The 26,563-nt window shown below is 66.1% G+C and carries 25 protein-coding genes; 7 read left to right on the top strand and 18 right to left on the bottom strand.

The features are described from left to right. Positions 1 to 54: 54 nt before the first annotated feature. From G6N55_RS15115 to G6N55_RS15100, 4 genes are all read right to left on the bottom strand, one after another. Positions 55 to 801 carry a succinate dehydrogenase/fumarate reductase iron-sulfur subunit gene (locus G6N55_RS15115; protein WP_085222522.1) on the bottom strand — a complete coding sequence of 249 codons (747 nt, stop codon included), beginning with the start codon at positions 799 to 801 and terminating at the stop codon, positions 55 to 57. Continuing rightward, positions 801 to 2,717: a fumarate reductase/succinate dehydrogenase flavoprotein subunit gene (locus G6N55_RS15110; RefSeq protein WP_085222523.1), complete on the bottom strand. Its 1,917-nt coding sequence runs from the start codon at positions 2,715 to 2,717 to the stop codon at positions 801 to 803. Before G6N55_RS15110 ends, G6N55_RS15115 begins: the two co-directional genes overlap by 1 nt. 41 nt (positions 2,718 to 2,758) lie before the next feature. After that, positions 2,759 to 3,589 carry a hypothetical protein gene (locus G6N55_RS15105; RefSeq protein ID WP_085222524.1) on the bottom strand — a complete coding sequence of 277 codons (831 nt, stop codon included), beginning with the start codon at positions 3,587 to 3,589 and terminating at the stop codon, positions 2,759 to 2,761. Positions 3,590 to 3,668: 79 nt separating this feature from the next. Beyond that, a complete protein-coding gene (locus tag G6N55_RS15100; protein WP_085222525.1) occupies positions 3,669 to 3,965 on the bottom strand; it encodes a hypothetical protein in 297 nt (98 codons plus the stop codon). 113 nt (positions 3,966 to 4,078) lie between these two features. Here G6N55_RS15100 and G6N55_RS15095 point away from each other — a divergent pair, with 113 nt between their 5' ends. Continuing rightward, a complete protein-coding gene (locus G6N55_RS15095) occupies positions 4,079 to 4,840 on the top strand; it encodes an isocitrate lyase/PEP mutase family protein (RefSeq protein WP_085222526.1) in 762 nt (253 codons plus the stop codon). A gap of 3 nt (positions 4,841 to 4,843) precedes the next feature. Here G6N55_RS15095 and G6N55_RS15090 read toward each other — a convergent pair whose 3' ends face one another. Next, entirely contained in the window at positions 4,844 to 5,338 is a 495-nt protein-coding gene (locus G6N55_RS15090) for a winged helix-turn-helix transcriptional regulator (RefSeq protein ID WP_085222527.1), read from the bottom strand. A gap of 90 nt (positions 5,339 to 5,428) precedes the next feature. Here G6N55_RS15090 and G6N55_RS15085 point away from each other — a divergent pair, with 90 nt between their 5' ends. Both G6N55_RS15085 and G6N55_RS15080 read left to right on the top strand, forming a co-directional pair. Continuing rightward, entirely contained in the window at positions 5,429 to 6,430 is a 1,002-nt protein-coding gene (locus tag G6N55_RS15085; protein ID WP_085222528.1) for a quinone oxidoreductase family protein, read from the top strand. Positions 6,431 to 6,438: 8 nt separating this feature from the next. Beyond that, positions 6,439 to 6,978 (top strand): DUF302 domain-containing protein, encoded by a 540-nt coding sequence (locus G6N55_RS15080; RefSeq protein WP_085222529.1) that lies wholly within the window; start codon positions 6,439 to 6,441, stop codon positions 6,976 to 6,978. A 65-nt stretch (positions 6,979 to 7,043) separates the two neighbouring features. On the opposite strand, the gene G6N55_RS15075 is transcribed toward G6N55_RS15080, so the two are convergent. Then, entirely contained in the window at positions 7,044 to 7,484 is a 441-nt protein-coding gene (locus G6N55_RS15075) for an Hsp20/alpha crystallin family protein (protein WP_085222530.1), read from the bottom strand. A 225-nt stretch (positions 7,485 to 7,709) separates the two neighbouring features. Between G6N55_RS15075 and nirB the strand changes: the two genes are divergently transcribed. Both nirB and nirD read left to right on the top strand, forming a co-directional pair. Then, the gene (nirB, locus tag G6N55_RS15070) at positions 7,710 to 10,277 is read left to right on the top strand and encodes a nitrite reductase large subunit NirB (protein ID WP_085222531.1); all 2,568 of its coding nucleotides are present in this window, start codon (positions 7,710 to 7,712) and stop codon (positions 10,275 to 10,277) included. A 14-nt stretch (positions 10,278 to 10,291) separates the two neighbouring features. After that, positions 10,292 to 10,648, top strand: coding sequence for a nitrite reductase small subunit NirD (gene nirD / locus G6N55_RS15065; protein ID WP_085223006.1), 357 nt, complete (start codon positions 10,292 to 10,294; stop codon positions 10,646 to 10,648). On the opposite strand, the gene G6N55_RS15060 is transcribed toward nirD, so the two are convergent. The 10 genes from G6N55_RS15060 to G6N55_RS15015 all read right to left on the bottom strand — a co-directional run bounded on the left by G6N55_RS15060 (position 10,645) and on the right by G6N55_RS15015 (position 21,065). Continuing rightward, positions 10,645 to 11,094 carry a TetR/AcrR family transcriptional regulator gene (locus tag G6N55_RS15060; RefSeq protein ID WP_085222532.1) on the bottom strand — a complete coding sequence of 150 codons (450 nt, stop codon included), beginning with the start codon at positions 11,092 to 11,094 and terminating at the stop codon, positions 10,645 to 10,647. The two genes, nirD and G6N55_RS15060, sit on opposite strands and share 4 nt — an antisense overlap. 24 nt (positions 11,095 to 11,118) lie before the next feature. Next, positions 11,119 to 11,856, bottom strand: a complete 738-nt coding sequence (locus tag G6N55_RS15055; protein WP_085222533.1) for a sirohydrochlorin chelatase — start codon at positions 11,854 to 11,856, stop codon at positions 11,119 to 11,121. Next, positions 11,853 to 12,998 carry a uroporphyrinogen-III synthase gene (locus tag G6N55_RS15050; protein WP_085222534.1) on the bottom strand — a complete coding sequence of 382 codons (1,146 nt, stop codon included), beginning with the start codon at positions 12,996 to 12,998 and terminating at the stop codon, positions 11,853 to 11,855. Before G6N55_RS15050 ends, G6N55_RS15055 begins: the two co-directional genes overlap by 4 nt. Positions 12,999 to 13,075: 77 nt before the next feature. Continuing rightward, positions 13,076 to 14,473, bottom strand: coding sequence for a nitrate/nitrite transporter (locus tag G6N55_RS15045; RefSeq protein WP_085222535.1), 1,398 nt, complete (start codon positions 14,471 to 14,473; stop codon positions 13,076 to 13,078). 345 nt (positions 14,474 to 14,818) lie between these two features. Beyond that, positions 14,819 to 16,219 (bottom strand): nitrate/nitrite transporter, encoded by a 1,401-nt coding sequence (locus G6N55_RS15040; protein WP_139826898.1) that lies wholly within the window; start codon positions 16,217 to 16,219, stop codon positions 14,819 to 14,821. Positions 16,220 to 16,442: 223 nt separating this feature from the next. Then, positions 16,443 to 16,988, bottom strand: a complete 546-nt coding sequence (locus G6N55_RS15035) for a GNAT family N-acetyltransferase (protein WP_085222537.1) — start codon at positions 16,986 to 16,988, stop codon at positions 16,443 to 16,445. Between the two features lie 50 nt (positions 16,989 to 17,038). Next, a complete protein-coding gene (locus tag G6N55_RS15030) occupies positions 17,039 to 17,941 on the bottom strand; it encodes a 5-oxoprolinase/urea amidolyase family protein (protein ID WP_232078758.1) in 903 nt (300 codons plus the stop codon). A 14-nt stretch (positions 17,942 to 17,955) separates the two neighbouring features. Further along, positions 17,956 to 18,618: a 5-oxoprolinase subunit B family protein gene (locus G6N55_RS15025; protein ID WP_085222539.1), complete on the bottom strand. Its 663-nt coding sequence runs from the start codon at positions 18,616 to 18,618 to the stop codon at positions 17,956 to 17,958. Between the two features lie 100 nt (positions 18,619 to 18,718). Further along, on the bottom strand, positions 18,719 to 19,720 hold the full coding sequence (locus G6N55_RS15020; RefSeq protein ID WP_085222540.1) for an ABC transporter substrate-binding protein: 1,002 nt from the start codon (positions 19,718 to 19,720) through the stop codon (positions 18,719 to 18,721). A 70-nt stretch (positions 19,721 to 19,790) separates the two neighbouring features. Next, entirely contained in the window at positions 19,791 to 21,065 is a 1,275-nt protein-coding gene (locus G6N55_RS15015; RefSeq protein ID WP_085222541.1) for a DNA polymerase domain-containing protein, read from the bottom strand. Between the two features lie 58 nt (positions 21,066 to 21,123). On the opposite strand from G6N55_RS15015, the gene fadD2 reads away from it, so the two are divergent. After that, the gene (gene fadD2, locus G6N55_RS15010; RefSeq protein WP_085222542.1) at positions 21,124 to 22,803 is read left to right on the top strand and encodes a long-chain-fatty-acid--CoA ligase FadD2; all 1,680 of its coding nucleotides are present in this window, start codon (positions 21,124 to 21,126) and stop codon (positions 22,801 to 22,803) included. 19 nt (positions 22,804 to 22,822) lie between these two features. On the opposite strand, the gene G6N55_RS15005 is transcribed toward fadD2, so the two are convergent. Beyond that, on the bottom strand, positions 22,823 to 23,206 hold the full coding sequence (locus G6N55_RS15005; RefSeq protein ID WP_372517585.1) for an ATPase: 384 nt from the start codon (positions 23,204 to 23,206) through the stop codon (positions 22,823 to 22,825). Between the two features lie 632 nt (positions 23,207 to 23,838). Here G6N55_RS15005 and G6N55_RS29490 point away from each other — a divergent pair. Next, positions 23,839 to 24,204, top strand: coding sequence for a hypothetical protein (locus tag G6N55_RS29490; protein WP_179968070.1), 366 nt, complete (start codon positions 23,839 to 23,841; stop codon positions 24,202 to 24,204). Positions 24,205 to 24,375: 171 nt separating this feature from the next. On the opposite strand, the gene G6N55_RS14995 is transcribed toward G6N55_RS29490, so the two are convergent. Continuing rightward, the gene (locus G6N55_RS14995) at positions 24,376 to 26,550 is read right to left on the bottom strand and encodes an acyl-CoA dehydrogenase (RefSeq protein ID WP_085222543.1); all 2,175 of its coding nucleotides are present in this window, start codon (positions 26,548 to 26,550) and stop codon (positions 24,376 to 24,378) included. Between the last annotated feature and the right edge of the window lie 13 nt (positions 26,551 to 26,563).

The raw sequence follows: 26,563 nt of genomic DNA, 5'->3' as shown, positions 1-26,563 counted from the left end.
TCAGGGCGCAAAATCAGCCAAATTTTCGCCATCAGTGCACGTTCGGCGAAAAAGTTACCGCCGGAACAGCTTGTTGCCCAGCCAAACGATCGGGTCGTATTTACGGTCGGCAACCCGCTCTTTCATCGGGATCAGCGCGTTGTCGGTGATCTTGATGTGTTCCGGGCATACCTCGGTGCAGCACTTGGTGATGTTGCAGAACCCGAGGCCGAATTCGTCCTGCGCCATGTCGCGCCGGTCGAGTGTGTCCAGCGGGTGCATCTCCAGCTCGGCGGCCCGCATCAGGAAGCGAGGGCCGGCGAAAGACTTCTTGTTCTCCTCGTGGTCGCGCACCACGTGACACACGTTGTTGCACAGGAAGCACTCGATGCACTTACGGAACTCCTGCGAGCGCTGGACGTCCTCCTGCGCCATCCGGTACTCGCCGGGCTGGAGGTCCTTTGGCGGCGCGAAAGACGGGATCTCCCGGGCCTTTTCGTAGTTGAACGAGACGTCGGTGACCAGGTCGCGGATCACCGGGAAGGTCCGCAGCGGCGTTACCGTCACGACCTCGTTCTCGGCGAACGACGACATCCGGGTCATGCACATCAACTTCGGCTTGCCGTTGATCTCGGCCGAGCAGGATCCGCACTTGCCCGCCTTGCAGTTCCACCGCACCGCGAGGTCCGGAGTCTGGGTCGCCTGCAGACGATGGATGATGTCGAGCACCACCTCGCCCTCGTTGACCTCGACCGTGAAGTCCTGCAGCGCGCCGCCGACATCGTCGCCGCGCCACACCCGCATCGTCGCGTCGTAGCTCATTAGCCCCTCCGTCCTGGGTGGTCGGCCAGCTCTTCGTCGGTGAAGTACTTCTCCAGCTCGGAGATCTCGAAGAGCTCCAAGAGGTCGGGCCGCATCGGCACCTGGTCTTCGCGCGTGACGGTGACGTCCGGAATCAAGTCGTCGCCGCCGGCGGCGCGGCACACCAGCAACACCTTGCGCCACGACGAGTCCATGCCCGGGTGGTCGTCGCGGGTGTGTCCGCCGCGGCTCTCGGTGCGCATCAGCGCGGCCTTGGCCACGCATTCGCTGACCAGCAACTGGTTGCGCAGGTCGATCGCCAGGTTCCAGCCGGGGTTGTACTGCCGGTGCCCCTCGACATGGATGTGCTTGAACCGCTCGCGTAGCGCGGTGAGCCGTTCAAGCGCCTCGGCGACCTCCTCCGGCTTGCGGATGATGCCGACCAGGTCGTTCATCGACTGCTGCAGTTCGTGTTGCAGCGTGTACGGATTCTCCGCGGCGGCGCCGTTGGTCGGTCCCTCGAAGGGACTCAGCGCACGCTTTGCCGCCGCCTCGATCGAGTCCTCGCTGACGGTCGGGCGGCTGGCCAGGGCGCGCGCGTAATCGGCGGCGCCCAGCCCGGCACGCCGGCCGAAGACCAGCAGGTCCGACAGCGAGTTGCCGCCCAGACGGTTGGAGCCGTGCATGCCGCCCGAGCATTCGCCGGCGGCGAACAGGCCGGCGACGGTGGCCGCACCGGTGTCGGGGTCGACCTCGACGCCGCCCATCACGTAGTGACAGGTGGGCCCGACTTCCATCGGCTCCTTGGTGATGTCGACGCCGGCCAGCTCCATAAACTGGTGGTGCATCGACGGCAGCCGCCGCTTGATCTCGTCGGGCGTCAACCGCGAGGCGATGTCCAGGTAGACACCGCCGTGCGGGGTGCCGCGACCGGACTTGACCTCGGAGTTGATCGCGCGGGCGACCTCGTCGCGGGGCAGCAGGTCCGGGGTGCGGCGGGCCGAGTCGTTGTCCTTGAGCCACTGGTCGGCTTCTTGCTCGGATTCGGCATACTGCCCCTTGAACACCGGGGGGATGTAGTCGAACATGAAGCGCTTGTTGTCGGAGTTCTTCAGCACCCCGCCGTCACCACGCACACCCTCGGTGACCAGGATCCCCTTCACACTCGGCGGCCAGACCATGCCCGTCGGGTGGAACTGGATGAACTCCATGTTGATCAGCGTCGCGCCGGCCCGCAGTGCCAGCGCGTGGCCGTCGCCGGTGTACTCCCAGGAGTTCGACGTGACCTTGAAGGACTTGCCGATCCCGCCGGTGGCCAGCACTACGGCGGGTGCGTCGAACACGACGAACCCGCCGCTTTGGCGCCAGTAGCCGAACGCCCCGGCGATCGCGTCGCCGTCTTTGAGCAGCTCGGTGATGGCGCATTCGGCGAAGACCTTGATCCGTGCCTCGTAGTCGCCGAGTTCGGCGAAGTCCTCCTGCTGCAGCGAGACGATCTTCTGCTGCATGGTGCGGATCAGCTCCAGGCCGGTGCGGTCACCGACGTGCGCCAGCCGCGGGTAGGTGTGCCCACCGAAGTTGCGCTGGCTGATCTTTCCGTCCTTGAGGCGGTCGAACAGGGCGCCGTAGGTCTCCAGCTCCCAGACCCGGTCCGGTGCCTCCTTGGCATGCAGTTCGGCCATCCGCCAGTTGTTGAGGAACTTGCCACCGCGCATGGTGTCGCCGAAGTGGGTTTTCCAGTTGTCCTTGGGGTTGGTGTTGCCCATCGCGGCCGCGCAGCCGCCCTCGGCCATCACTGTATGGGCCTTGCCGAACAGCGACTTGGTCACCACCGCAACCTTGAGACCGCGTTCCCGCGCCTCGATGACCGCGCGCAACCCCGCGCCGCCGGCACCGATCACGACCACGTCGTAGGAGTGGCGTTCGACCTCAGTCATGGAACCTCACTTAACTGTCTGAATTTCCGCGAAAGGGCTTATCAGCCAACAAATCTCAGGTCAGAGATGGTGCCACTGGCCACTAGTGCGACGTAGAAATCGGTGACCATCAGCGTGCCCAGGGTGATCCACGCGTACAACTTGTGCCGGGTGTTGAGCCGACTGACCTGGGTCCAGAACCAGTACCGCACAGGGTGTTTGGAGAAGTGCTTGAGCCGCCCACCGGTCACGTGCCGGCACGAGTGGCAGGACAGCGTGTAGACCCACAGCATGATGACGTTGCCGAGCAGGATGATGTTGCCCAGTCCGAAACCGAATCCGCCCGGCCCGGTCTCGGAGTGGAACGCGACGATCGCGTCGTAAGTGTTGATCACCGAGATGATTCCGGCGACATAGAAGAAGTAGCGGTGGGTGTTCTGAATGATCAGCGGGAACTTGGTCTCGCCGGTGTAGTGGACGCGTGGCTCGGCCACCGCGCAGGCGGTGGGCGACTGCCACACCGTGCGGTAGTAGGCGCCACGGTAGTAGTAGCAGGTCAGCCGGAACAGCAGCAGGAAGGGCAGCGTCAGCGCCGCGTAGGGCAGCCACCACACATCTGGAAGGATCTGCGGCCAGAACTCACTGGCCTCTTTCACGCACCCCTGACTGACGCACGGCGAATAGAACGGCGTCAGGTAGTGGTACTTCTCGACGAAATAGTTGTTCTGCAGGAACGCGCGCACCGTCGCGTAGATGACAAACGCGGCGAAGCCCAGGTCGACCCGCAACGGTGACAACCACCACCGGTCGGTACGTAGTGTCCGGTCCGGAATTTGGGCGCGCGTCGGTGAAAAGATGCCGGACGCAGGACGGTTCGCCGCAGGTGCGCTCATGCAAATGTTCCTCTTCGAACAGGGCTGTTGGTCGAAGGGTACAAGACCGGGTACCCCGATTTAACGGGGGCTTGGAATATCAGGAGCGATTGTGACCCCCGACACCCTCGTCATCGACATCGCGCCAGAAGTCGGTGTCGTATTGGGTGTCGGGAATGGTGATCTTTTCGCCGGAGTGCTGAACAGTGGCTCGCGCCAAGTCCAATTCCGAAACATCGGTGTCGAGTAATTCGACATCGCTCATGATGCGATCGGCGTCGATCATGATGCGGCGCATTGCCGGGCTGTCGCCGTAGCGAGACTTCAAGGAGCTCACGCACCGCCGCAAACCGCCGATGAGATCGTGCAGTTCGGCGAGTTCGGTCGTGGCGGACAAGGGGTCTCCTAAAGGCTGAGGGTGTCAAGAATCACAGTATGACTTTCGATACTATCCACCGCACCGGACTGACGTCGGAAAGATGACTCGCCCAGATCGCGGAGCAAACACACATGCCAGGTCAGACCACCGCCGCGCAGCGCGCGGCCACACTGCTGGAACTGCATCAACCGGGCAACCCCGTCGTGCTCCCGACCGTGTGGGATGCCTGGTCGGCGCGCCTTGCCGCGGCTGCCGGATTTGCCGCCTTGACCGTCGGCAGCCATCCGCTGGCCGACTCCATTGGCAAACCTGATGGGGAGGGCATGTCCTTCGACGATGTGCTCACCCGGGTCGCCCAGATCACCGCGGCGGTCGACGTCCCGGTGTCGGTGGACATCGAGTCGGGATACGGGCAGCCGGCCCAGCGCCTGATCGACGGCTTGCTCAGCGTCGGCGCCGTCGGGCTCAACATCGAGGACACCGTGCATGCCGAGAACAAGCGGCTGCGGTCCGCCCGTGAGCATGCCGAATTGGTCGGCGCACTACGGTCGGCCGCCGATGCGGCCGGTGTGCGGGTCGTGATCAACGCCCGCACCGACGTCTTCCTGCGCAACGACGGGGACGATTCGGACCGTGTCGAGCGGGTCGTCGCACGACTGACCGAGGCGGCCGACGCCGGCGCCGACGTGCTCTACCCGGTTGGTCGCCACGCCCCGGAGACGTTGCGGCGCTTGGCAACTGAGCTGCCGCTGCCGATCAACGCGATCGCACTGCCCGACCAGGACGACCCGGCGTCATTCGGCCCGCTGGGTGTCGCCCGGATCAGCTTCGGCCCGTTCTTGCAAGCCGCACTGGCCGGCCGGGCCAAGGAGCTGCTGGCCCGCTGGGGCTGACCGCTAGATCGGTTCCAGCATCCGGTGCGGCCGGCGCAGCGCGCGGGTGACCGGATCGTCTCGGTTCGGATCGTGCGGACGGCGCGGCGGGTGGACAACGAGATCGCCGACCTCGGGGGTCTGCTCGCATCGTTGGCAGACGCGATCGGGTCCGATCGCACCCCCGCATTCCGCGTGCCGATACGTCCGGGTCGGTTTGTCCAGCAAGTTCTCTCGGCCCCAGGTGATCATCGACCAGATCAGCGGCCACAGCTGCATGCCCTTCGCGGTGAGTCGATACTCGTTGACTTCTTTGCTCAGTACACCCTCGGCAACCAGGAACGCGAGGCGGTCGGCCAGCACGGCCTTGGGAATGCCCAGGTGATTGTGGAGGTCGCTGAAACGGCGTGCGCCGTAAAAGGCGTCACGCACGATCAGCAATGTCCACCGCTCGCCGACGACCTCCAGCGACCGTGCGATGGGGCAATTCTCGTCGGGGTACTCGCGAGGAAGGGCCACGTCGTCAATGTTACCCCTTGATGGTTCGTTCACCGAACCGTATACTCCAAATCGTTAAGTTCGTTCACCGAACCAATGAGACAGGCCACGATGAAGGCAGTCAGCTACGACCATTTCGGCGGGCCGGAAGTGCTTGAGTACCTGGCTCTTCCGGACCCAACGCCCGGTCACCGGCAGCTGCTCATCGAAACCGCGGCGATCGGAGTGAATTTCCCCGACATCCGCGAGCGGTTGGGCGTCTACAACAAGGCCGAGACCCGGGTGGGTGGGGTGCAGCTTCCGCAGGTGGGCGGCCTGGCGGTCGCGGGCACCGTGGTCGCGGCGGGCCCGCAAGCTTCGGTGGCAGTCGGCTCCAAAGTGGTGGCGCTGATGACGAAGGGTGCCTACGCCCAGCTTGCCGTTGCCGACGAAGCGCTGTGCGCGGTCGTCGACGACGACGCGGATCTGAGCGTGCTGGCGGGATTCGCCGCGCAGGCCGCTTGCGCACATCTGCTGTTGCAGGCCTCGACCATGCTGCGAGCCGGTGAGTCGCTGTTGGTGCACGGCGCCGCGGGGGGAGTGGGCAGCCTTGCGGTACAGATCGGCAAGGCGCTCGGCGCCAAGCCGGTCATCGGGACGGCCAGCACCGCGTCGCGCCGTGAATTCGTCCGGACGCTGGGTGCCGACGCCGCGATCTCCTATGACGAACCCGGCTGGACCGAGCAAGTGCGGGAGCTGACTTCGGGCCGCGGTGTCGACGTCTTGATCGAGTCGATCGGCGGTGAGGTATTCGAGGAAAACTTCGACGCCCTAGCCACTTTCGGCCGGTACCTGCTGCTCGGCTCGACCCGCGGACCCGGCGAACCGTTTGCGCCGCGCCGACTGATGACCAGATCGCAAGCCCTGATCGGCTTCTATCTTCCGGTGTTCTACGACCGGCCAGAGCTGATCGGCAACGCGCTGCGCTTCCTGGCCGACGGCCTCAAGGCCGGGCAGATCATGTCGCACGTCGACGAGGTATTGCCATTGAGCCAGGCCGCCGAGGCACATCGGCGGTTGGAGAGCCGCGAAGTGCGCGGCGTCATCGTCCTGGACCCGACTATCGAAACCTGAGGAATGCCATGACAAGTAGCGTGAAAACAGTCGAATTCAGTGTGGTCACACACACCATGAACCGCATCGACATCGCCACCGGTGTCGAATTCGAGGCGTTCATCGCGGCTTTCGAGAAGGCCGCGCCGCCGGTGGACCGGTCCGTGGTGCAACAGATCGTCGCGCGCGGTGGCAGCTGGGACGACGTCCTAGCGGCGGCCGAGACCAACGCGCCGAACGGTCTGATGGTCTACGCGAAGATCGACGCACTGCCGTTCTTCTCGCTCGCCGGCCACACGACGAAGGCGGTGGAGTATCTGCTCGGCAACCATACGATCGCCGAAACGATGTACCGGCATGACCCGAAAGCCTTGCTGTACGCGCCATTACGGCTTCTGGTCCACGCCGGCGCCGACGGCAACGCGATCTTCTCGATGGACCAGCCGGGCCCCGCGTTCGGCAGCCTCGGGATTGCCGAGGTGACCAAGGTGGGCGAGAGCCTGGATCGCAAGGTGGCAAACCTGTTGCGAGTGATCGGAATTGACGCCGACCAGGCGTTCGCCCAGTAAAACGCGAACGTCGAGTTGTTGGGCGGTATTGCCGCGCTGTTGCCCAACAACTCGACGGTCGACGTTTACTTGGAGATCTCGATGCGCTGCGCCTGGGTTCCGGCGTATGCACCGGTGACCCGCACGCTCAACACGCCGGCGTCGTAGGAGGCCGTGATGGCCTCGCCGGTGACGTGCGCGGGCAGCTGGAACGAGCGGCGGAACGATCCGTAGCGGATTTCCCGCAGCGTGCGGCCGTCCGTCTCCTCGGCGTGCTCGTCGCGGTGTTCGCCGTGGATTACCAAGCGGCCCCGGTCGACCTCGACGTTGACGTCTTTCTCGACGTCAACACCGGGCAGTTCCAGGCGCACTACCGCGTCGTCTCCGTCCTTCACGATCTCGGCCGCCGGGTTGAAACCGCTGGTCACTGGCTTGAACCAGTCCGCTGCCGCGGCGGGGCCGAAAAAGTCGCGCAACCACCGGTCGGTGTTCCAAGCCGGGCGTGACCACACTGCGAGATTGCTCATGGCGTCTCCTCTTTGCTTCCTTGAACTTCATTGTGAGTGTGCTGTGACCGGCTCCTTGCCGGCCCGCTACCTAGACAAACTTGAGCTGACCACGCTTAAGTTCCACCAGGCCGTTCGCCCGGAGCGAACACACATCACACAGGAAATTGTGAGGTGTGAGAGCCACGTCATACGAGCGATACATTCAGCGAAATTTCCGTAATTTCTGGCCCTTAACCTCGTGGCATGACCTCAGCCCCCGATACGCGCGCGCACTGTGCTGCCCGTCACCTGGTTGTGGTCGGGCACGGCATGGTGGGCCACCGTCTGGTCGAGGCGCTGCGCGCCCGGGACACCGACGGGTCCTGGCGCATCACCGTTTTGGCCGAAGAGGCCGACGCCGCTTACGACCGCGTTGGACTGACCTCGTACACCGAAAGCTGGGACCGCGGCCTGCTGGCGCTGCCCGGCAATGACTACGCCGGTGACGAGCGGGTGCGGCTGCTGCTGAACGCGCGGGTGACCGAAATCGACCGTGCGACAAAGTCTGTGGTGACAGCGGCCGGCGAGCGGTTCGACTACGACGCCCTGGTGCTGGCCACCGGTTCCTACGCGTTCGTTCCCCCGGTGCCCGGGCACGATCTGCCCGCCTGCCACGTCTACCGCACCCTGGACGACCTCGACGCGATCCGTGCCGCCGCCGAGTGCGCGCGTGATGACGGTCACAATGCTGCCGGCGTTGTGATCGGCGGCGGCCTGCTCGGGCTGGAAGCCGCGAACGCGTTGCGGCAGTTCGGGTTGGAAACACACGTCGTTGAGATGATGCCCCGACTGATGGCCCAGCAGATCGACGAGGCCGGCGGTGCGCTGCTGGCCAGGATGGTCACCGAGCTCGGGATTTCGGTGCACGTCGGCACGGGCACCGAATCGATTGAATCCGCCCCACTCGCCGATGGTTCGGCTTCGACGCGGGTGCGGCTGAGCGACGGCACGGTGATCGAGGCTGGCCCGGTGATTTTTGCCGCCGGCATCCGGCCGCGTGACGAGCTGGCCGTGGCGGCGGGGCTTACGCGGGCCCAGCGCGGCGGCGTGCTCACCGACTTGTCCTGCCGGACAAGCGATCCCGATATCTACGCGATCGGTGAGGTCGCTGCGATCGACGGGCGGTGCTACGGCCTGGTCGGACCGGGCTACACCTCCGCGGAGGTCGTGGTGGACCGGCTGCTGGGCGGCGCCGCCGAGTTCCCCGAGGCCGATCTGTCCACCAAGCTCAAACTGCTGGGCGTCGACGTCGCCAGCTTCGGCGACGCGATGGGCACGACCGAGAACTGCCTCGAGGTCGCCATCAACGATGCGGTGAACCGCACCTACGCCAAGCTGGTGCTCTCCGACGACGCCAAGACCCTGCTCGGTGGGGTGCTGGTGGGCGACGCCTCCAGCTACGGGGTGCTGCGGCCGATGGTCGGTAGCGAGCTGCCGGGCGACCCGCTTGCGCTGATCGCTCCGGAGGGGTCCGGCGGCGGCGCTTCGGCTTTGGGGGTCGGCGCGCTCCCGGATTCGGCCCAGATCTGCTCCTGCAACAACGTCACCAAGGGCGATCTGAAGTGCGCGATCGCCGACGGTTGCGGTGACGTCGGATCGCTGAAGTCGTGCACGGCGGCTGGTACGTCGTGTGGGTCGTGCGTCCCGCTGCTCAAGCAGCTGCTGGAAGCCGAGGGCGTGGAACAGTCAAAGGCGTTGTGCGAGCACTTCAGCCAGTCGCGCGCGGAGCTTTTCGAGATCATCTCGGCCACCGAGATCCGTACCTTCTCCGGTCTGCTGGAGCGGTTCGGTCGCGGAAGGGGTTGCGACATCTGCAAACCCGTCGTCGCTTCCATCCTCGCCTCGACCGGTTCCGACCACATCCTCGAGGGCGAGCAGGCCTCGCTGCAGGACTCCAACGACCACTTCCTGGCCAACATTCAGAAGAACGGCAGCTACTCGGTGGTGCCGCGGGTGCCCGGCGGCGACATCAAGCCCGAGCACCTGATCCTGATCGGCCAGATCGCCCAGGACTTCGGGCTTTACACGAAGATCACCGGTGGCCAGCGGATCGACCTGTTCGGCGCCCGGGTGGACCAGTTGCCGCAGATCTGGAAGCGGCTGGTGGACGGCGGCATGGAATCCGGCCACGCCTACGGCAAGGCGCTGCGCACGGTGAAGAGTTGCGTCGGCACCGACTGGTGCCGCTACGGCCAGCAGGATTCGGTGCAGCTGGCCATCGACTTGGAGCTGCGCTATCGCGGACTGCGGGCCCCGCACAAGATCAAGATGGGCGTCTCGGGCTGCGCGCGGGAGTGCGCCGAGGCGCGCGGCAAGGACGTGGGCGTCATCGCCACGGAAAAGGGCTGGAACCTCTACGTCGGCGGCAACGGCGGCATGACTCCCAAGCACGCCCAGCTACTGGCCAGTGACCTCGACACCGAGACGCTGGTCCGCTACGTCGACCGCTTCCTCATGTACTACATCCGCACTGCCGACCGGCTGCAGCGCACCGCGCCGTGGGTCGACTCCCTGGACGGCGGCCTCGACCACGTGCGCGAGGTCGTGTGCGACGACTCGCTGGGCCTGGCCCAGGAATTCGAGGCCGCAATGCAGCGGCACGTCGAGAACTACGAATGTGAGTGGAAGGGCGTGCTCGAAGATCCCGACAAACTCTCGCGGTTTGTCTCCTTCGTCAATGCGCCGGAAGAAATCGATTCGACTGTGACATTCACCGAGCATGCCGGGCGCAAAATCCCTGTGTCCATTGGCATGCCACGGGTCCGTTCATGAGTTCAGGAGGCAGCGTGACACTTCTCAACGACATTTCGGTGTGGACCACTGCGTGCAATTACGACCACCTCATCCCGGGTCGCGGAGTCGGTGTGCTGCTCGACGACGGTTCCCAGGCGGCGCTGTTTCGTCTGGACGACGGGTCGCTGCACGCTGTCGGCAACGTCGACCCGTTCTCCGGCGCGGCCGTGATCTCGCGCGGTATCGTCGGTGACCGTGGCGGTCGTGTGACCGTCCAATCACCCATTCTCAAGCAGGCTTTCGCGTTGGACGACGGTTGCTGCCTGGACGACCCTCGGGTGTCGGTGCCGGTGTACCAGGTGCGCGTTACCGACCAGGGAGAGATCCAGATCGCGCGATTGGCTGCCTAGCCGATATCGCCGACCAGGTACCGTTGCATCGTTGGGCCGATCGCGTCGACGAGCGCGTCGACCGACATCGAGTGCAACGGCTCGGAGCGCACTCCGTAGCGCATGATGCCGAGGCCGACCAACTGTGAGGCGCACAACGACGCCCGCACGGCGGCCTTGTCGGCGCCAAGCACTTTCAGCACCGGGCCGAAAACCGGTCCGATGAACATGCTTTGCACCACCTCGGCGGTCTTGGCCATCCCGGTGGACGCGACCGCGCTCGCCGCGAACGGCCCACCGCCGGCGGCATCCCACGTAGTGATCAGCATGTAGAGCGTGCGGCGGCCGACCTGGTTGACCCCTCCGGTGATGATCCGGTCGATGAATTCCGGTGTGCCGAACGGCAACCGCAGCATCTTCGCGACCGGGTCGAGGAGCCCACGCGATGGTTCTTCGCGACTGGGCATGGTGCCAGGATCACCCGAGCGTGATCAAAGATCAAGCATCGCGTGTGTCGGCGCGCCCGGGCGGTAACGGCGCACCGGATGCCGCGTCGCCACCGGCACCGCCCTGCGGAATCGGTTCGCGATCAGGCGCGCCAGTCGCGGATGCGTCCCCAGCGGCCGGCTGACCAGATCGGCACCGCAGTTCCGGAGCCTCTCCTGAAACAGGCCTTCGGCGAGCAGATAGGAGGCGATCGCGACGCGGCGCGCACCGCCGGCACGCGCCATCTCGACGGCCTCGGTGATCTGCGGATCGCCAATGGCGGCAAATCCCAGGGTAACTCGTGAGCCGGTCAGCGCGGACAACAGCGTCGCCGTGGTGTGCAGGTCCGAGAGCGCGACGGGATCCGATGTTCCCGCCGCCCCGAGGATCACCGAATCACCTGGGCGCCAACCAGATTTCATCAGCTGGTCGGCGACGATCCGGGCGATCTCTCCGCCCGGGCCCAGCGCCGGGGTGACGATGACATTGGGATGCCCGCTGGCCTCGACGTGCGCGGGGACATCCGCGCGGACGTGGTAGCCGCGGGACAGGAACGCGGGCACCACGACGGCCCGGTGGCCGCCGGTCGCGGAAAGCACCTCGCTGGGTGTGGGTCCCAGGACGTCGACGAAGGCGACCCGCACGGTGCGGCCGAGCTGCCTGCTCACCTGTTCCGCCAGATCGCCGATCATCGCGACACCGCCCGGGCGGCGGGTGCCGTGTGCGGCAAGTATCAGGCTCATAGCATCACCGCCGGTTCGTCGATCGCGAGCCGGTAACCACGTTTGACGACTGTTGCGACAATATTCTTGTCGCCCAATGCAGTTCGCAGTCGTAGCACGGCGGTGTCGACGGCGTGCGGGTCGTTGCTGTTGCCGGGCAGTACCCGTAACAAATCACCACGGGCGACGACGTCGCCGGGACGCTGCGCCAACGCGCGCAGCACCGCCATCCCGGACCCGGACAGTGACTGGACCGAACCGTCGACCAGCACGCAGTTTCCGCGGATCTCGACCGCGTGCCCCGCGGCCGTCACGTTGCACGATCCGAGTAGCGGAAGCTTCTCTGCGATGTGACGGGCCAAGGCGCCCAACCGCATTCGTTCGGGCGCCGATGTCGGAATGCTCTTGCGGTGTAATGGCTGTGCCGTCACCGGGCCGACGCACATCGCGTGGACGTCGGTGCGCAGCGCCTCGATCACCTGGGTCTCGATATTCAAGTCGCGGCTGCGTTCCAGGACCGCCGCCGCGGCGGGCGCCGAGGTGAAGCTGACCGCATCGAACTGGCGTCGCGCGATTCCGGTGACCAGTTGGTCGAAGTTGCCGCCCAAGGGAGTCGACTTCCACCGGTACACCCGGATGGGCACCACGTTGGCGCCGGCGGCGCGCAAGCCGCCGATGAATTCCGGGAACGGGTCCCAAGCGTCGGCGGCACCGTGCAGTTGGACCGCGATACGTAGCCCGGACAACGGCGATTCGAGCAAGTACTTGAGAAGCTCTTGGGAGGATTCAGATTTCGGTGACCACTCCTCGTGCAAGCCGGCAGCGCGCAGCGCACCGGTCGCCTTGGGCCCGCGGGCCAGCACCCGCGCCTTGGACAACGACCCGATGAGTTGGTTCGACAGGCCCCAACCTTCGGCTGCGGCCACCCAGCCGCGAAATCCGATCCCGGTGTGCGCGACCAAGATGTCGGGCGGGTCGGCGATCACGGCTTCGGTATTGCTCTGCAGTTCGTCGTCTTCGGGCAACGCGATCATGTTGATCGCGGCGGCGCTGGAGACCTCGGCGCCCTGACGGCTCAGCAGTGCGCACAGCTCCTCGGAGCGGCGCGCCGAGGTGACCGCTATCCGGTATCCGGTTAGCGGTGGTGAGGCGGGCTGCTCCATACGACCTGTGTATGCCTGTGACGTTTCGGCACCGTTACCTGGCGATTGCTTAAGCATTGCCCATGTTGCGGTGATTGTCACACCCGAGCGGGTTCCGGTGTGAGCACCGAATCCGGTGCGGCCAACGTCGACTCCGGGCGACGCACATACATCCTCCACGTCAGGATTGCCGCGACGACGTAGGAGGCCAGGAACAGCCAATACGCCGATGTCTCGGTGCCGCTGCGCAGGTAGGACTCGCGCAGCGCCAAGTTGATTCCGACGCCGCCGAGCGCCCCGACCGCCGAGCAGATGCCGATCAGCGATCCCGATTTGGCACGCGACCACTGCCGGCGCTCCGCCTCGCTGGCATCCAGCGAGCGACTCCGCGCCTCGAAGACCGACGGGATCAGTTTGAACACCGAGCCGTTGCCCATTCCCGACAACACGAACAAGACGATGAATCCGATGACCGAGCCGACCATTGCGGTGGACGACGTAGCGCCGCTGCGGTCCTCGACCGTGCTGATGCCCACCAGCAGGCCTGCGCCCACGATCATGCCCACCAGGACGCCCAGGGTGACGCGGCTACCGCTACGGCGGTCCGCCAGCCGACCGCCGTAGATCCGCGCCAGCGAGCCCAATAGCGGCCCGACAAAGGCGATTTGAGCCGCGTGCAGCGACGCATGCGCGGCGCTTTCGCCATTGGCCGCGAAGTTGACCTCCAGGATCTGACCGAAGGCGAAGGAGAACCCGATCCAGGAGCCGAAGGTGCAGATGTAGAGCAGCGAGATCACCCAGGTGTCGCGGTCGAAGAGGGTCGAGCGCATGTGGTTGAGCTGGATGCCGTGGTCGAGGTTGTCCATGAACAGCGCCGCGGCGATACCGACGGCAGTGAGCAGAATCAGGTAGACCGCGCACACCCGGTATGGCGCCTGGTGGCCGGCGGTGGCCAGCGCCAGCAGGCCGATCAATTGGATCACCGCGACACCGAGATTGCCGACGCCGGCGTTGATCGCCAGCGCCGTGCCCTTGAGCCGCTGCGGATAGAACGCGTTGACGTTGGCCAGCGATGCCGCGTAATTTCCGCCGCCCAGTCCGGTCAGTGCGGCGCAGATCACATACGGCCACAACGGCAGCCCGGGATTGGCCAGCAGGACGATGGTGCCCGCGGTCGGGACCAGCAGCACGAACGCGGAGAACACGGTCCAGTTGCGGCCACCGAACTTGGCGATGCCCAGGGTGTAGGGGATGCGTGCGCCGCCGCCGACCAGAGTGGCAACCGCACCGAGGAGCAACTTGTCGCTGGCGCGGAAGCCGTAGACCGACATCGGCATGAACAGCACCATCACCGACCACAACGTCCAGATCGAGAAGGCGACATGGTCACCCGCCATCGTGCACAGCAGATTGCGGCGGGCGATCTTGTTGTTGCCGGCGTCCCAGGCCGCAGCGTCGTCCGGATTCCAGTCCGTGATGCGGTGGCTGCGGCCCATGCGATCTGCACCTTCCGTAAACGAGTGGTCGAAATCATCTGTGCGTCAACCAGTTCAGCCCATCAGTGGGAAGAGCTGCGGTGAGTCGGGCCTTCAATGCCCTTGCGGGCGCCGCGAACTAGCGAGGCATGCCCTGCCGTGGTCTCGATGCTCACATTCGGAACCGAACTGCGTCAACTTATTCGGGCCAATATCGCCTGTAGGTTGAATCCCAGTTATCTGGTAGATCGCTGAGGGTGTCAATTACTCGACGGTTTCGGGGTGTTCGCGGAATTCGAAGTGAGGTGCAACACATTTCGTGCTCTACGAGTTCTCTATCGAATCGGTATCGCGCGTATACCGCGGTTATACGGTAGCCAGCCGAGCCCCCGATGCGGCCTCCGGTGCGGTCACCTCGAGCGGACGGCGGACGTACACCGCCCAGGTCAGTACCGAGGCGGCCACGTAGCACAACGTAAAGGCCCAGAACGCCGACGTCGCGGTACCACTGTGCAGATACGACTGGCGCAGTGCCAGGTTGACGCCGACGCCGCCGAGGGCGCCGATCGCACCGGCGAGTCCGATCAGTGCTCCAGACATCGAGCGCGACCACTGCCGCCGCTCCGTCTCGCCCATCTGCAGCGAGTGACTACGCGCCTCGAAAATCGACGGAATCATCTTGTACACAGACCCATTGCCGATGCCGGACAGGATGAACAGTGCGACGAAGCCGATCACGAAACCGACCATCGTGGCGGCGGAAGTCCGGCCGGCGCCATGACTGCCGAAAGTGCTTGCGCTGACCAATATTCCGCCGGCCAGAATCATCGAACAGAAGACGGCGAGCGTGACCCTGCCGCCACCGATGCGGTCGGCGAGCTTGCCGCCGTAAACCCGCGATATTGATCCCAATAGTGGTCCCAAGAAAGCGATTTGGGCTGCGTGCAGGGAGGCTTGCGCGGTGTTCTCGCCGCTGGCGACGAAGTTCATCTGCAGCACCTGGCCAAACGCGAACGAGAAACCGATGAACGAGCCGAAGGTGCCGATGTACAGCAGCGCGATCACCCAGGTGTGTGGCTCGGACAGGACCGCCCGCATGGTGTTGGTATCGATGCGGTAGTGCTGCAGGTTGTCCATGTAGAGCGCGGCGCCGATACCGGCGAACGCCAGCAGCACAAGGTAAATGGCGCACACCCAATATGGCTGTCGGTTTCCGGCGGCCGCGATCACGAGCAGGCCGACCAGCTGGACCGCCGGCACACCGAGATTGCCGCCTCCGGCGTTGACCGCCAATGCCCAGCCCTTCAGGCGCTGCGGGTAGAACGCGTTGATGTTGGTCATCGACGACGCGAAGTTGCCGCCACCGAGGCCGGCCAGCGCCGCGCACACCAGATACGGCCACAGCGGCAGACCGGGGTGGGCCAGCAGCACCATCGTGCCGACGGTCGGGATCAACAGCACCAGCGCCGAGAACACCGTCCAGTTGCGCCCGCCGAACTTCGCGGTGGCGAACGTGTAGGGGAAGCGCAGGCAGGCCCCAACCAGGGTCGCGGTGGCGCCGAGCAGGAATTTGTCCCCGGCGGAAAAGCCGTACACCGACGCCGGCATGAACAGCACCATCACCGACCAGATCGACCAGACCGAGAAGCCGATGTGCTCCGCGGCCACCGACCAGATCAGGTTGCGACGAGCGATCTTGTCGTTGCCGGCCTCCCAGGCCGCCGTGTCTTCGGGGTCCCAGTTCGAAAGGACATGCGAGCGGCCCAACGAGAGTTTCATGGCGACAACGCTAGGAATCCATTGTTGCCCGAGCGCTGCCCGCAATGACCCGGGCGTGAATTTCCGCTCACCTTCGGAAGTCAGGCGGTGTGAGGGCCGTCAATCAGTGTGGCGTGCACCACAATAGCGGCTGGGAAAACCACAGCAACTCACAGTGTAGCCAACCGCGTTGTGATGAATCACGCTGGGGTGAACGAGATTTCGAGCACACCTACCAAACGTCGCCGGCGCGCCAGTCGCACATCAATTCCGCGGAGGTGTCCAGGGCGCTCACCACCGGGAAGACGAATATCGTTTCGTCGTCGTCGGGTGTGCGCGTGGGACCGCTCGGGGCCAGCACCGACGTCGGACCGGTCCAGGGCAGCCAGCCGCGTGCCGCATAGAGGCCGCGGGCCTGCACCGATGAACTCAGCGCGCCCAACTGGTAGGCGCCGCGCATCACCTGCTCGACCCCGTCCAGCAGCGCGTGCACCAGCCCCTGGCCACGGTGATCCTCCCGCACCGCGACACCTTCGACGTAGCCGCAGCGCAGCGCGTCGCCCTGGTAGATCAGGCGCCGCTGGACCACCGCGGCGTGCGCGATGATCGCGCCGTGATGCCAGATCAGGGCGTGCATGCCGCCCAGGGTGTGCTCCCAGTCGTCCTCGGTGAAATCACCCGCGAAGGCTTCGGTCACCATGTCGTGGACGCGCTGGCGAGTATCGCTGTCGAGATCGGCAGTGTGAACCAGGCGTGCGGTGTGTACCTGGGTGCGCACACTCCTTGTCTACCAGTCTTGACGCCGGCCTCGCATCAGGAGAATCGGGCTCAGTGAGACTGGGGGCCCACCGGTGATCGCGGGCGTGCCCAGTGCAGTCGCACGCGCTGGCCCGCCCGCACCTGGGCGACCTTGTCGATGTCCTCGTCGATCACCACGCCGACGACCGGGTACCCGCCGGTGATCGGATGATCGGGACCCATGATTACCGGTAATCCGTTGGGCGGCACCTGAATTGCGCCCCTTGTCGCGCCCTCGCTGGGCAGCTGCCGGTCGGGGAAGCGGTACTGCAGCGGGCGGCCGACCAACCGCATCCCGACCCGGTCGCTGCGATCGGATGCCACCCAGTCGGTGTGCACCAGGACGGCGGGATCGACGAACCAGTCGTCGCGTGGTCCGGGTACCGCCAGCAGCTCGACCGGTTCGGCCGTGATGGCCGCCACCGGAGCCTGGTCGAGTTCGGGGTATTCGTCGGTGTGCGCGCCGACCGGAAGCTGGTCTCCAGGGGACAGCGGCGACGGGCCGATCGCCGACATCACGTCGTAGCTGCGCGAGCCCAGCACCGGCTGCACCGCGATGCCGCCACGCACCGCAAGGTATGTCCGCAGCCCGGCCCGCGGGGTGCCCAGCGAAATCACTTGGCCATCGCGGACATGATGAATGCTGTTGGTGCCGAACTTGATTCCGTTGACCGATGGGTCGGTGTCGGCGCCGGTGACCGCGATGTCGACGTCACCGCCGTGCACCCGGGCCGCGAAACCCCCGAACGTCACTTCGACGGTGGCGCGGTCGTCGGGGTTTGCGACCAGCCGGTTGGCGAGTTTGTGCGAGCGACGATCGGCGGCACCGGAGCGGCCGACGCCGAGGTGGGCCTGCCCGACCCGACCGAGGTCTTGGACGACGGCGAGCGGTCCGGTGCGCAGAATTTCCAGGCTGACAACGGGGTTTGTCACGTCATGCTCCTTGGTCACACGGCCCGGAATTGAACCCACATGCCCTGCGTCAGCAACGCGGGATCGGGTCGCGCCAGGTCCCATAGGACCGCGTCGGTGTGCCCGATGAGTCGCCAACCGCCGGGGGAACGGCGTGGATAGATCGCGCTGAACTCGCCGGCGAGTGCGACCGAGCCGGCCGGTACCGCGGTGCGCGGCTCGGCGTGCCGCGGCACCCGCAGCCGCGGGTCGCCGTCGATCAGGTACGCGAAACCTGGTGCGAATCCACTGAATCCGACTCGCCACAACGTAGCGGTGTGCGCGTCGATGACCTGTGCGATCGTCAGCCCGGTGTGGGCGGCGACCTCGCCGAGATCCGGACCGTCGTAGACGACGTCGATCACCACGTCGGCGATGCGCTCCGCCGGGGCGGCCGTCTCAGGGGAGACCCGCAGTTTGCGCAATCGCTGACGGATGACTCCCTGATAGCGCGGGCCGTCGAGTTTGACCAGCACCGTGCGGGCGGCCGGAACGATGTCGAGCACGCCGGGCAGCGCCGCCGCGCGCAACGCGTCCGCCCATGCCAATACCTCTGCGGTGCTGCCACATTGCACCAACAGCGCCTGGTCGCCGTAGTCCAGAACGACGTTGCCCACCAGATCGGTCGGCACGTCCGCGGGGAGATCCGTCACGCTCATTACTGAACGGTAACTTCGGAATCGGGGCAGGCGAAAGGGGGCGGCGCGGGATTTTCGAGCACTGCCAGAGCTGCCTTACCGAATGCTCAAAGAGACGGGGCTATCCGAGGACTTTGGCGATCATCGGGGGCAATTGGTCGGCGACCATCGGGTAGCTCAGTGGCGACGCGAATGCGATCGCACCGGCCTGCTCCTTGGTGGTGAAGACGTGGCGGCTCTGCGCGGTCGCCTGCGATCCCGCCACCTCGGGGTCGGCCAGCAGCGCCTTCTGCTCGTCGGGACTCTCGGTCGTCCAGATCACCACGTCGGCGGAATCGAGCACCGATTTGATCTGATCGCGCGGGATGACGGCACGGTGGTCGGTGACGAAAGGCTTGATGCTGTCGGCGATTACCAGACCCATCTGGTTGAGGAAGTCGGTGCGCCAGCCCGCCGCGGTGGCGACCACGGTGCCCCGGAACAGGGTGCCCTGCATCAGCAATGCCCGCCTGGTCTTCCACTGCGGATGATTCTGGGCGACGGCGACGAACTGCTTGTCGACGCCATCGATCAACGCCTTCATCCGGTCGGCCTGAAACACCGCTTGGCCGATCGCGGTGGCCTGGTCCTTCCACGGCTCGAAGAAGGCGTCGCCGTCGGACTGGGCGAGGGTCGGGGTGATCGCGGACAGCTTCTGGTAGGTGTCGGCGTCCAAGCCGGCGTTGATGGCCACGATCAAATCGGGCTTCAGGCTCGAGATCTGGTCGACGGGAATTCCGTTGTCCAAGTTCAACACCGCGGGTTGGGCGCCACCGAGCTTGGGCCGGGCCCACGGCCACACCGCGAACGGCTGATCACCGAACCAGTTGGTCACCGCGACGGGTACGACGCCGAGCGCGAGGAGATCGTCCTGCTCGGTGTAGCCGGCGCTGACCACGCGCTTGGGTGGCGCCTTGATGACGGTCTGGCCGAAGAGATGGGTGATCGTCACGCCTTCGCCACCGGGGGCGCTCGGTGTCTTCGGTTTGGGGTCCGAGCACCCCGCCGAGACCCCGGCTGCCACGGCGGCCGCGGCGGCACCGGCGAGCTGCAAGAACCCTCGCCGATTCCATCCCTGTCGCATCGCGTGAGAGTATCGCGTCGGCGACGCTGACCTGCATCGCCGCTCGGTGTGACCGCTCACCCCAGCGGCCTCAATCTCCAGCGCCCGCGGCACCCGGCCGGAAACCCGGCGGGGTGTAACCCGCCCAGGGGCTGTAGTCGGCGATCAGCTGCTCCTGCGGCGGGCGCTGATCCACCGGAACGTGCTGCAGGTTGATCCGGATCCGGTACCAAATCGAACTCGGCCCGCGCATGCCGTCGACCAGCACGTCGGCCGGCTGCAATCGCTCGGCAACGGCGGGATAGCGGTCACGCCAGGTGTCCAGCGCGGCCATCGCCTCGCCCTTGGTCTTGGTCCGGGCGACCTCGATCAGTGGCATCGAGGACCGGCGCCGGCCATCCGAACTCTTTCCCGAGCCGCGGGGTGCCCGCTTCGGGGGACCCATTTCCTCGGCCAGCGTCAGCAGCCGATCCAGCTCGCCGACCGCGTCGTTCATCCCCGCCCACGGGTCGCCGATATCGGCGAACCGCTCGGGAACGGTTTCGATCGTGAACGCCTCCGGCCGGCAGCCGGCGACCTCGTCCCAGAGCAGCGGCGTCGACACCCGGGCATCCGGAGTGGCCCGCACCGAGTAGGCCGACGCGACCGTGCGGTCCTTCGCGTTCTGGTTGAAGTCGACGAAGACGCCCTCGCGCTCCTCCTTCCACCAGCGGCTGGTCGCGGCCTCGGGGATCCGCCGCTCGACCTCGCGGGCCACGGTCTGGGCGGCCAGCCGGACCTGACGGAACTCCCAGCGCGGCGCGATGCGGGCGTAGATGTGAAAGCCCCGCGATCCCGACGTCTTCGGCCACGCGGTCAGGCCGTAGTCCTCCAGCACCTCGCGGGCCACCATCGCCACGTCGACGATTCCCTGCCAGTTCACCCCGGGCATCGGATCCAGATCGACCCGCAGCTCGTCGGGATGATCGAGGTCGTCGGCGAGCACCGGGTGCGGGTTGAGGTCCACGCAGCCCAAGTTGATCGCCCACGCCAGCCCGGCGGCGTCGTGGATGACGGCCTCCGCGGCCGACGTGCCCCGCGCGTAGTGGAGTTCGGCGACGTCGACCCAGTCCGGACGTTTCGTCGGCGCGCGCTTCTGGAACACCGCCTCCTGCGCAATCCCCTTGACGAAGCGCTTCAAGATCATCGGCCGGCCGGCCACTCCCCGCAACGCTCCCTCGGCGACCGAGAGGTAATAGCGGACCAGGTCGAGCTTGGTGTAGGGCCCCGTTTCACCACGGGAATCGAAGACGATTTTGTCCGGGTGAGTGATCGTGACTTCGTGCCCGGCAACCTCCAATGACACCGGACCGGCCATGGAGTTCATCGTAATTCCGCGAGAATTTTCTGGCCGCGTTGCGACCCGCGTCACATATGGTTAGGTTATGCCTAACCTTCCAGGCCCGGCCGGGCAAGCCGTTTCCAAGCTCCAGCAGTACGTCGAACGCGGCTCCGCGGAACTGCACTACGTGCGGAAGATCTTCGAGGCGGGCGCGTTCAAGCTGGAGTCGCCCCTCAAGACCGCGGTGATGGCGGCCGACATCGCGAAGTGGGGCGAGTTCGGCATGCTGCCCTCGCTCAACGCCCGGCGTACTCCCGACCGCGCGGCGCTGATCGACGAAGAGGGCGAGCTCAGCTATCGCGAGCTCGACGAAGCCGCCCACGCGGTGGCCAACGGCCTGATCGACAAGGGTGTCAAGGGCGGCGACGGCGTCGCGATCCTGGCCCGCAACCACCGCTGGTTCCTCATCGCCAACTACGGTGCGGCCCGGGTCGGCGCCCGCATCATCCTGCTCAACAGCGAATTCTCCGGACCGCAGATCAAAGAGGTGTCCGAGCGCGAGGGCGCCAAGATCATCATCTACGACGACGAATACACCAACGCGGTGAGCAAAGCCGAGCCGGTGCTGGGCAAGCTGCGCGCGCTCGGGATCAACCCGGACAGCGACGAGCCGTCCGGCAGCACCGACGAGACGCTCGCCGATCTGATCGCGCACAGCAGCAAGGAGCCGGCCCCGAAGGCCGGCAAGCACGCGTCGATCATCATCCTGACCAGCGGAACGACCGGGACACCCAAGGGCGCCAACCGCAGCACCCCGCCCACGCTCGCCCCCGTCGGCGGCATCCTGTCGCACGTCCCGTTCAAGGCGAACGAGGTCACCTCGCTGCCGGCGCCGATGTTCCACGCGCTCGGCTATCTGCACGCCACCATCGCGATGTTCCTGGGGTCCACCCTGGTGCTGCGCCGCAAATTCAAGCCGCCGCTGGTGCTCGAGGACATCGAGAAGCACAAGGTGACGGCCATGGTCGTGGTGCCGGTGATGTTGTCGCGCATCCTCGACACGCTGGAAAAGACGGACCCCAAGCCCGACCTGTCCAGCCTGAAGATCATCTTCGTGTCCGGATCCCAGTTGGGCGCCGAGCTGGCCACCCGCGCGCTGAAGGACATCGGTCCGGTCGTCTACAACATGTACGGCTCGACCGAGATCGCGTTCGCGACGATCGCCCGGCCCGAGGACCTCGAACGCAACGCGTCGACGGTCGGCCCGGTCGTCAAGGGCGTGAAGGTCAAGATCCTCGACGACAACGGCAACGAGGTGCCCCAGGGCGGCGTGGGACGCATCTTCGTCGGCAATGCCTTCCCGTTCGAGGGCTACACCGGCGGCGGGCACAAGCAGATCATCGACGGCCTGATGTCCTCGGGCGACGTCGGCTACTTCGACGAGCATGGCCTGCTGTATGTCAGCGGCCGCGACGACGAGATGATCGTCTCGGGTGGCGAGAACGTGTTCCCCGCCGAGGTCGAGGACCTGATCAGCGGACACGAAGCCGTGGTGGAGGCCACCGCGATCGGTGTCGAGGACAAGGAGTGGGGTCACCGGCTGCGCGCGTTCGTCGTGAAGAAGGAAGGCGCCGACGTCGACGAGGACACCATCAAGGGATACGTGCGCGACCACCTGGCCCGCTACAAGGTGCCGCGCGAGGTGATCTTCCTCGAGGAGCTACCGCGCAACCCGACCGGCAAGATCCTCAAGCGCGAGCTGCGTGAAATGCAGGTCGACTAGCGGCTGGTCGTGCCGAGGCTTAGCGGCGGTCCTGAATGGCCCGGGTGATCTGGGCCGCGAGTTGGGGATCGGCGAGCAGCTGATCGATGAGCGCGGTGAGCACCTCTTGCCCGGTGACCCGGGCGACGCCCAGTTGGTCGGCGGCTTCGCGCTGCCAGATGTCGAGGGCTCGGTGGGTGGCCGCCGGGAGGTCGACGGTGCGACGCGTCCGCTGGATGCGGGGCGTTTCGCCGGTGGCGCGTGATCTGGGTTCCGCGGGCTGACTGACTAACCGCTGGGGGCGTGGCTGCCGGAAGCCGGTAAGGCGTTCGGTTGGTGCGCTGTCTCCGGGGGGTGTTGCGGCGGACATCTGCCCCCGGAGCGGTCCGGCGCCGGGCCGGATGTGGCCGGGGTTGAAGCTCACTGGGGCGACCGTCCCTCCGTGGGTCCCAATCAGTAAATCAGTACTTCAGTGCGCGTTGCCTACTGATTGTCTCACTGACACCAGCGTAAGTCGCGTCGCGCGAGGCCGGGTGTTACGGCAGAACACGCCGGGTGTCACCACTGAACGCCGCGGGGCGACGACGCCGCCGCCGCGAATAGCGGCTTTCATCTGCAGAAATTAACTTTGATTGCTGCTGAAAAATAGGATGTCTCATACAGTGAGTCTAACTTTCATTGCTTGTAGACCATTCATCCGTCACGATGGTAGGAGCTTGTGTCGCCTATTGGGAGCAAATAAAAGCGCGCAGATAATGACGTAATGAGATCCTAATATACGGACTTCAGTAACTCAGTATAGTACGGTTTAGCCTTGATGATGGAGCTATCAGTGACTACTGATCTCCGTATGTGCACCCGTCCTGATTAACGCAAATAAGTATTATTGGCAATGCAATTATGAGATACACGGATACGAAATTGCGCGACGGATGATGAAATGCAACTGTTACCGAATTCACAGCCCGAATTAGTGTCATTGCTATTGTTTGCCCAGGAATTTATGCGTAGCGTTTCGAGATGTCGGGGGAACTGGGGTCTCGGAAGGAGCTCACGATGAGGAATTCACTGCGATCGATCCGCGGTGCTGCCGCTGGCGCTGTCGGCGCCGCAGCGGTGGCCGGCGCGATGCTATTCGGCGGCACCCCCGCGGCGCAGGCCGCACCGGCGCCCGCCCCTGCGACAACGTTTGAACTCAACGGCCCGCACGGCGCCGCACCGCTGAGCCCCGGAATTCTTCCGGAACGGCCCGGCGGCGGCCACGGCTGGGGTGGCGGCGGCCACGGTGGCTGGGGTCACGGTGGCTGGGGCCGCGGCGGTGGCTGGGGCCACGGCGGCTGGGGTCACGGTGGCTGGGGTCACGGTGGCTGGGGCCGCGGCGGTGGCTGGGGTTGGGGCAACTGGTGGCGCCCCTGGTGGTGATCCACCAAGATCGCGGGGTCGGCCGGCCTCGTCCTGCCACGTCATGGGGTGGCCGACCCGCATCCCGGGGGGGATCCACGCCGGTCTGACAATCTCGGGCCGGCGTGGCCCCCTGACTCAATAGACGTCCATGCCGACCTGGGACCGGCCCCGGGTCGGCATGGATCTGTTTTACGGGTCGCGGGGCAGGCCCAGCAGTCGCTCGGCGATGATGTTGAGCTGCACTTCCGAGGTACCGCCATAAATGGTCGTGGCCCGGCTGGCCAGCAGGTACTCGCCCCACTTGCCCGCTAGCTGATCGGGGTCGCCGATCGCGGCGTCGGTACCGAACGAGGACACCGCGAATTCGGCGTAGCCCTGGCCGGTGCGCATCGACAGCAGCTTGGAGATCGCCGCGGACGGCATCGCGTCGCCCCCGGCCAGCGTCAACAGCGTCGAGCGCAGGTTCAGCACCTTCGCCGCATGCCCCTCGGCGATCAACTGTCCGGCCCGGTGTTGGGCGACCTGATCGAACTGGCCGTCGCGGACGAACTCGACGAACTGGGGCAGGGTCGCCAGGAAATTCGCGTCGCTGCTGCCGATCGATACCCGCTCGGCGGTCAGCGTGTTGCGGCTGACCTCCCAGCCCCGGTTGACCTCGCCCAGCACGCACTCGTCGGGCACGAACACGTCGTCGATGTAGACGGTGTTGAACATCGCGTTCCCGGTCAGCTCGCGCAGCGGCTTGACCGTCACACCCTCACTCTTCATATCCAGCAGGAAGTACGTGATCCCGTTGTGCTTGGGCGCCGACGGGTCCGTCCTGGCCAGCAGCGCACCCCGTTGCGAGTACTGCGCGGCGGTGGTCCAGATCTTCTGGCCGGTAATGCGCCAGCCGCCGTCGGCCCGGGTTGCCTTTGTGGTCAGCCCGGCCAGGTCCGATCCGGCGCCCGGCTCGGAGAACAGCTGGCACCAGATCATCTCGCCGCGGAAGGTCGGCGGGAGGAACCGTTGCTTTTGCTCCTCGGTTCCGAACGCGACGATCGACGGGATGATCCACGCGGCGATGCCGACCTGCGGCCGCCGCACCCGTCCGGTGGTGAACTCCTGGGCGATGATGATCTGCTCGATCGGGCTGGCCGCCCGGCCCCACGGCTTGGGCAGGTACGGCAAGACCCAGCCGCCCTCGGCGAGCGCCACGGTGCGCGGCTCCCGGTCCATCGCCTTCAGCGCGGTGACCTCGGCGCGGATCTCGTCGCGCAGCTTCTCCGTCTCGGGATCCAGGTCGATGTTCACCGGGCGCATGCCGGTGGTGGTCGCGGTGTTGACCACCTTCTGCGGGTAGTCCGCGCTGCGGCCGAAGCAGGCGGCCAGCATCAGCGCCCGGCGGTAGTACACGTTCGTGTCGTGTTCCCAGGTGTAGCCGATGCCGCCGTGCACCTGGATGCAGTCCTGCGTGCACCGCTGGGCGGCCGCCGGTGCCAGTGTCGCGGCCACGGCGGCGGCGAACTCCACGTCCGGAGAGGCTTCGTCGATCGCGCGCGCCGCGTCCCACACCGCCGCGGTGGCCCGCTCGGTGTCGGCGATCATCTCCGCGCACTTGTGCTTGATGGCCTGGAACTGGCCGATCGGCCTGCCGAACTGCTCCCGGATCTTGGCGTATTGCGATGCCGTGTCGGTGGCCCAGCGGGCCACGCCGATCGCCTCGGCGGACAACAGCGTCGACATCAGCGCGTAGGCGGTTGTCATGGTCAGGCTGCTTAACAGCGCGTCGTCGCCGACCTCGACGGCGTCGGCCCGCACGTGTGCGATCGGCCGCAGCGGGTCCAGGCTTTTCACCGGCTCGATCTCGAGCTGGTGAGCGCGCAGCACCACCCACTCGTCGCCGCTGTCGATCGCCACCGGGAGCACCAGCACCGATGCCTGCGCCGCGGCGGGAACCGCGCGCACCTCGCCGCGGATCACCAGCACGTCGCCCTTGCGGGTGGCGGTCAGCCCGGAGTCCAGCGCGTAGGCGGCAATCGCCGCGCCGGACGCCAGGTCGGCGAGCACTTTGGCCTCCGGGTCGTGCGAGGCGATCAGCGCGCTGGCGATCGCCGACGGCACGAACGGCCCCGGCACGGCGCCGTAGCCGAACTCGGCCAGCACGATGGCCAGCTCGAGCAGGCCGAAGCCCTGGCCGCCGACGGACTCGGCGAGGTGAACACCCTGCAGGCCTTGCTCGGCGGCCGCCTGCCAGTACGGCGGCGGGTTCTCGACCGGGGTCTCCATGGCCGCGTGCAACACCTCGGACGGCGCGACGCGCGCCACCAGGGATCGCACCGAGTCGGCCAGATCTTGATGCTCAGAAATTATCGCGATCGGCATTGGTCGCCTTCCC

Origin of the sequence: Mycobacterium florentinum, assembly GCF_010730355.1 — a bacterium.
Lineage (GTDB): Bacteria > Actinomycetota > Actinomycetes > Mycobacteriales > Mycobacteriaceae > Mycobacterium > Mycobacterium florentinum.
The sequence above is the reverse complement of the archived record's forward strand: the minus strand, read 5'-3'. Positions and strand labels throughout refer to the sequence as shown.

Excerpts from the sequence above, each read along its gene's own strand:
- fadD2 (WP_085222542.1), top strand. The coding sequence starts at position 21,124 with ATGCCTAACCTTCCAGGCCCGGCCGGGCAAGCCGTTTCCAAGCTCCAG.
- G6N55_RS15015 (WP_085222541.1), bottom strand. The coding sequence starts at position 21,065 with ATGAACTCCATGGCCGGTCCGGTGTCATTGGAGGTTGCCGGGCACGAA.
- G6N55_RS15095 (WP_085222526.1), top strand. The coding sequence starts at position 4,079 with ATGCCAGGTCAGACCACCGCCGCGCAGCGCGCGGCCACACTGCTGGAA.
- G6N55_RS15025 (WP_085222539.1), bottom strand. The coding sequence starts at position 18,618 with ATGAGCGTGACGGATCTCCCCGCGGACGTGCCGACCGATCTGGTGGGC.
- G6N55_RS15080 (WP_085222529.1), top strand. The coding sequence starts at position 6,439 with ATGACAAGTAGCGTGAAAACAGTCGAATTCAGTGTGGTCACACACACC.
- G6N55_RS15060 (WP_085222532.1), bottom strand. The coding sequence starts at position 11,094 with ATGCCCAGTCGCGAAGAACCATCGCGTGGGCTCCTCGACCCGGTCGCG.
- G6N55_RS15050 (WP_085222534.1), bottom strand. The coding sequence starts at position 12,998 with ATGGAGCAGCCCGCCTCACCACCGCTAACCGGATACCGGATAGCGGTC.
- G6N55_RS29490 (WP_179968070.1), top strand. The coding sequence starts at position 23,839 with ATGAGGAATTCACTGCGATCGATCCGCGGTGCTGCCGCTGGCGCTGTC.
- G6N55_RS15045 (WP_085222535.1), bottom strand. The coding sequence starts at position 14,473 with ATGGGCCGCAGCCACCGCATCACGGACTGGAATCCGGACGACGCTGCG.
- G6N55_RS15055 (WP_085222533.1), bottom strand. The coding sequence starts at position 11,856 with ATGAGCCTGATACTTGCCGCACACGGCACCCGCCGCCCGGGCGGTGTC.
- G6N55_RS15105 (WP_085222524.1), bottom strand. The coding sequence starts at position 3,589 with ATGAGCGCACCTGCGGCGAACCGTCCTGCGTCCGGCATCTTTTCACCG.
- nirB (WP_085222531.1), top strand. The coding sequence starts at position 7,710 with ATGACCTCAGCCCCCGATACGCGCGCGCACTGTGCTGCCCGTCACCTG.
- G6N55_RS15110 (WP_085222523.1), bottom strand. The coding sequence starts at position 2,717 with ATGACTGAGGTCGAACGCCACTCCTACGACGTGGTCGTGATCGGTGCC.
- G6N55_RS15020 (WP_085222540.1), bottom strand. The coding sequence starts at position 19,720 with ATGCGACAGGGATGGAATCGGCGAGGGTTCTTGCAGCTCGCCGGTGCC.
- G6N55_RS14995 (WP_085222543.1), bottom strand. The coding sequence starts at position 26,550 with ATGCCGATCGCGATAATTTCTGAGCATCAAGATCTGGCCGACTCGGTG.
- G6N55_RS15085 (WP_085222528.1), top strand. The coding sequence starts at position 5,429 with ATGAAGGCAGTCAGCTACGACCATTTCGGCGGGCCGGAAGTGCTTGAG.
- G6N55_RS15115 (WP_085222522.1), bottom strand. The coding sequence starts at position 801 with ATGAGCTACGACGCGACGATGCGGGTGTGGCGCGGCGACGATGTCGGC.
- G6N55_RS15075 (WP_085222530.1), bottom strand. The coding sequence starts at position 7,484 with ATGAGCAATCTCGCAGTGTGGTCACGCCCGGCTTGGAACACCGACCGG.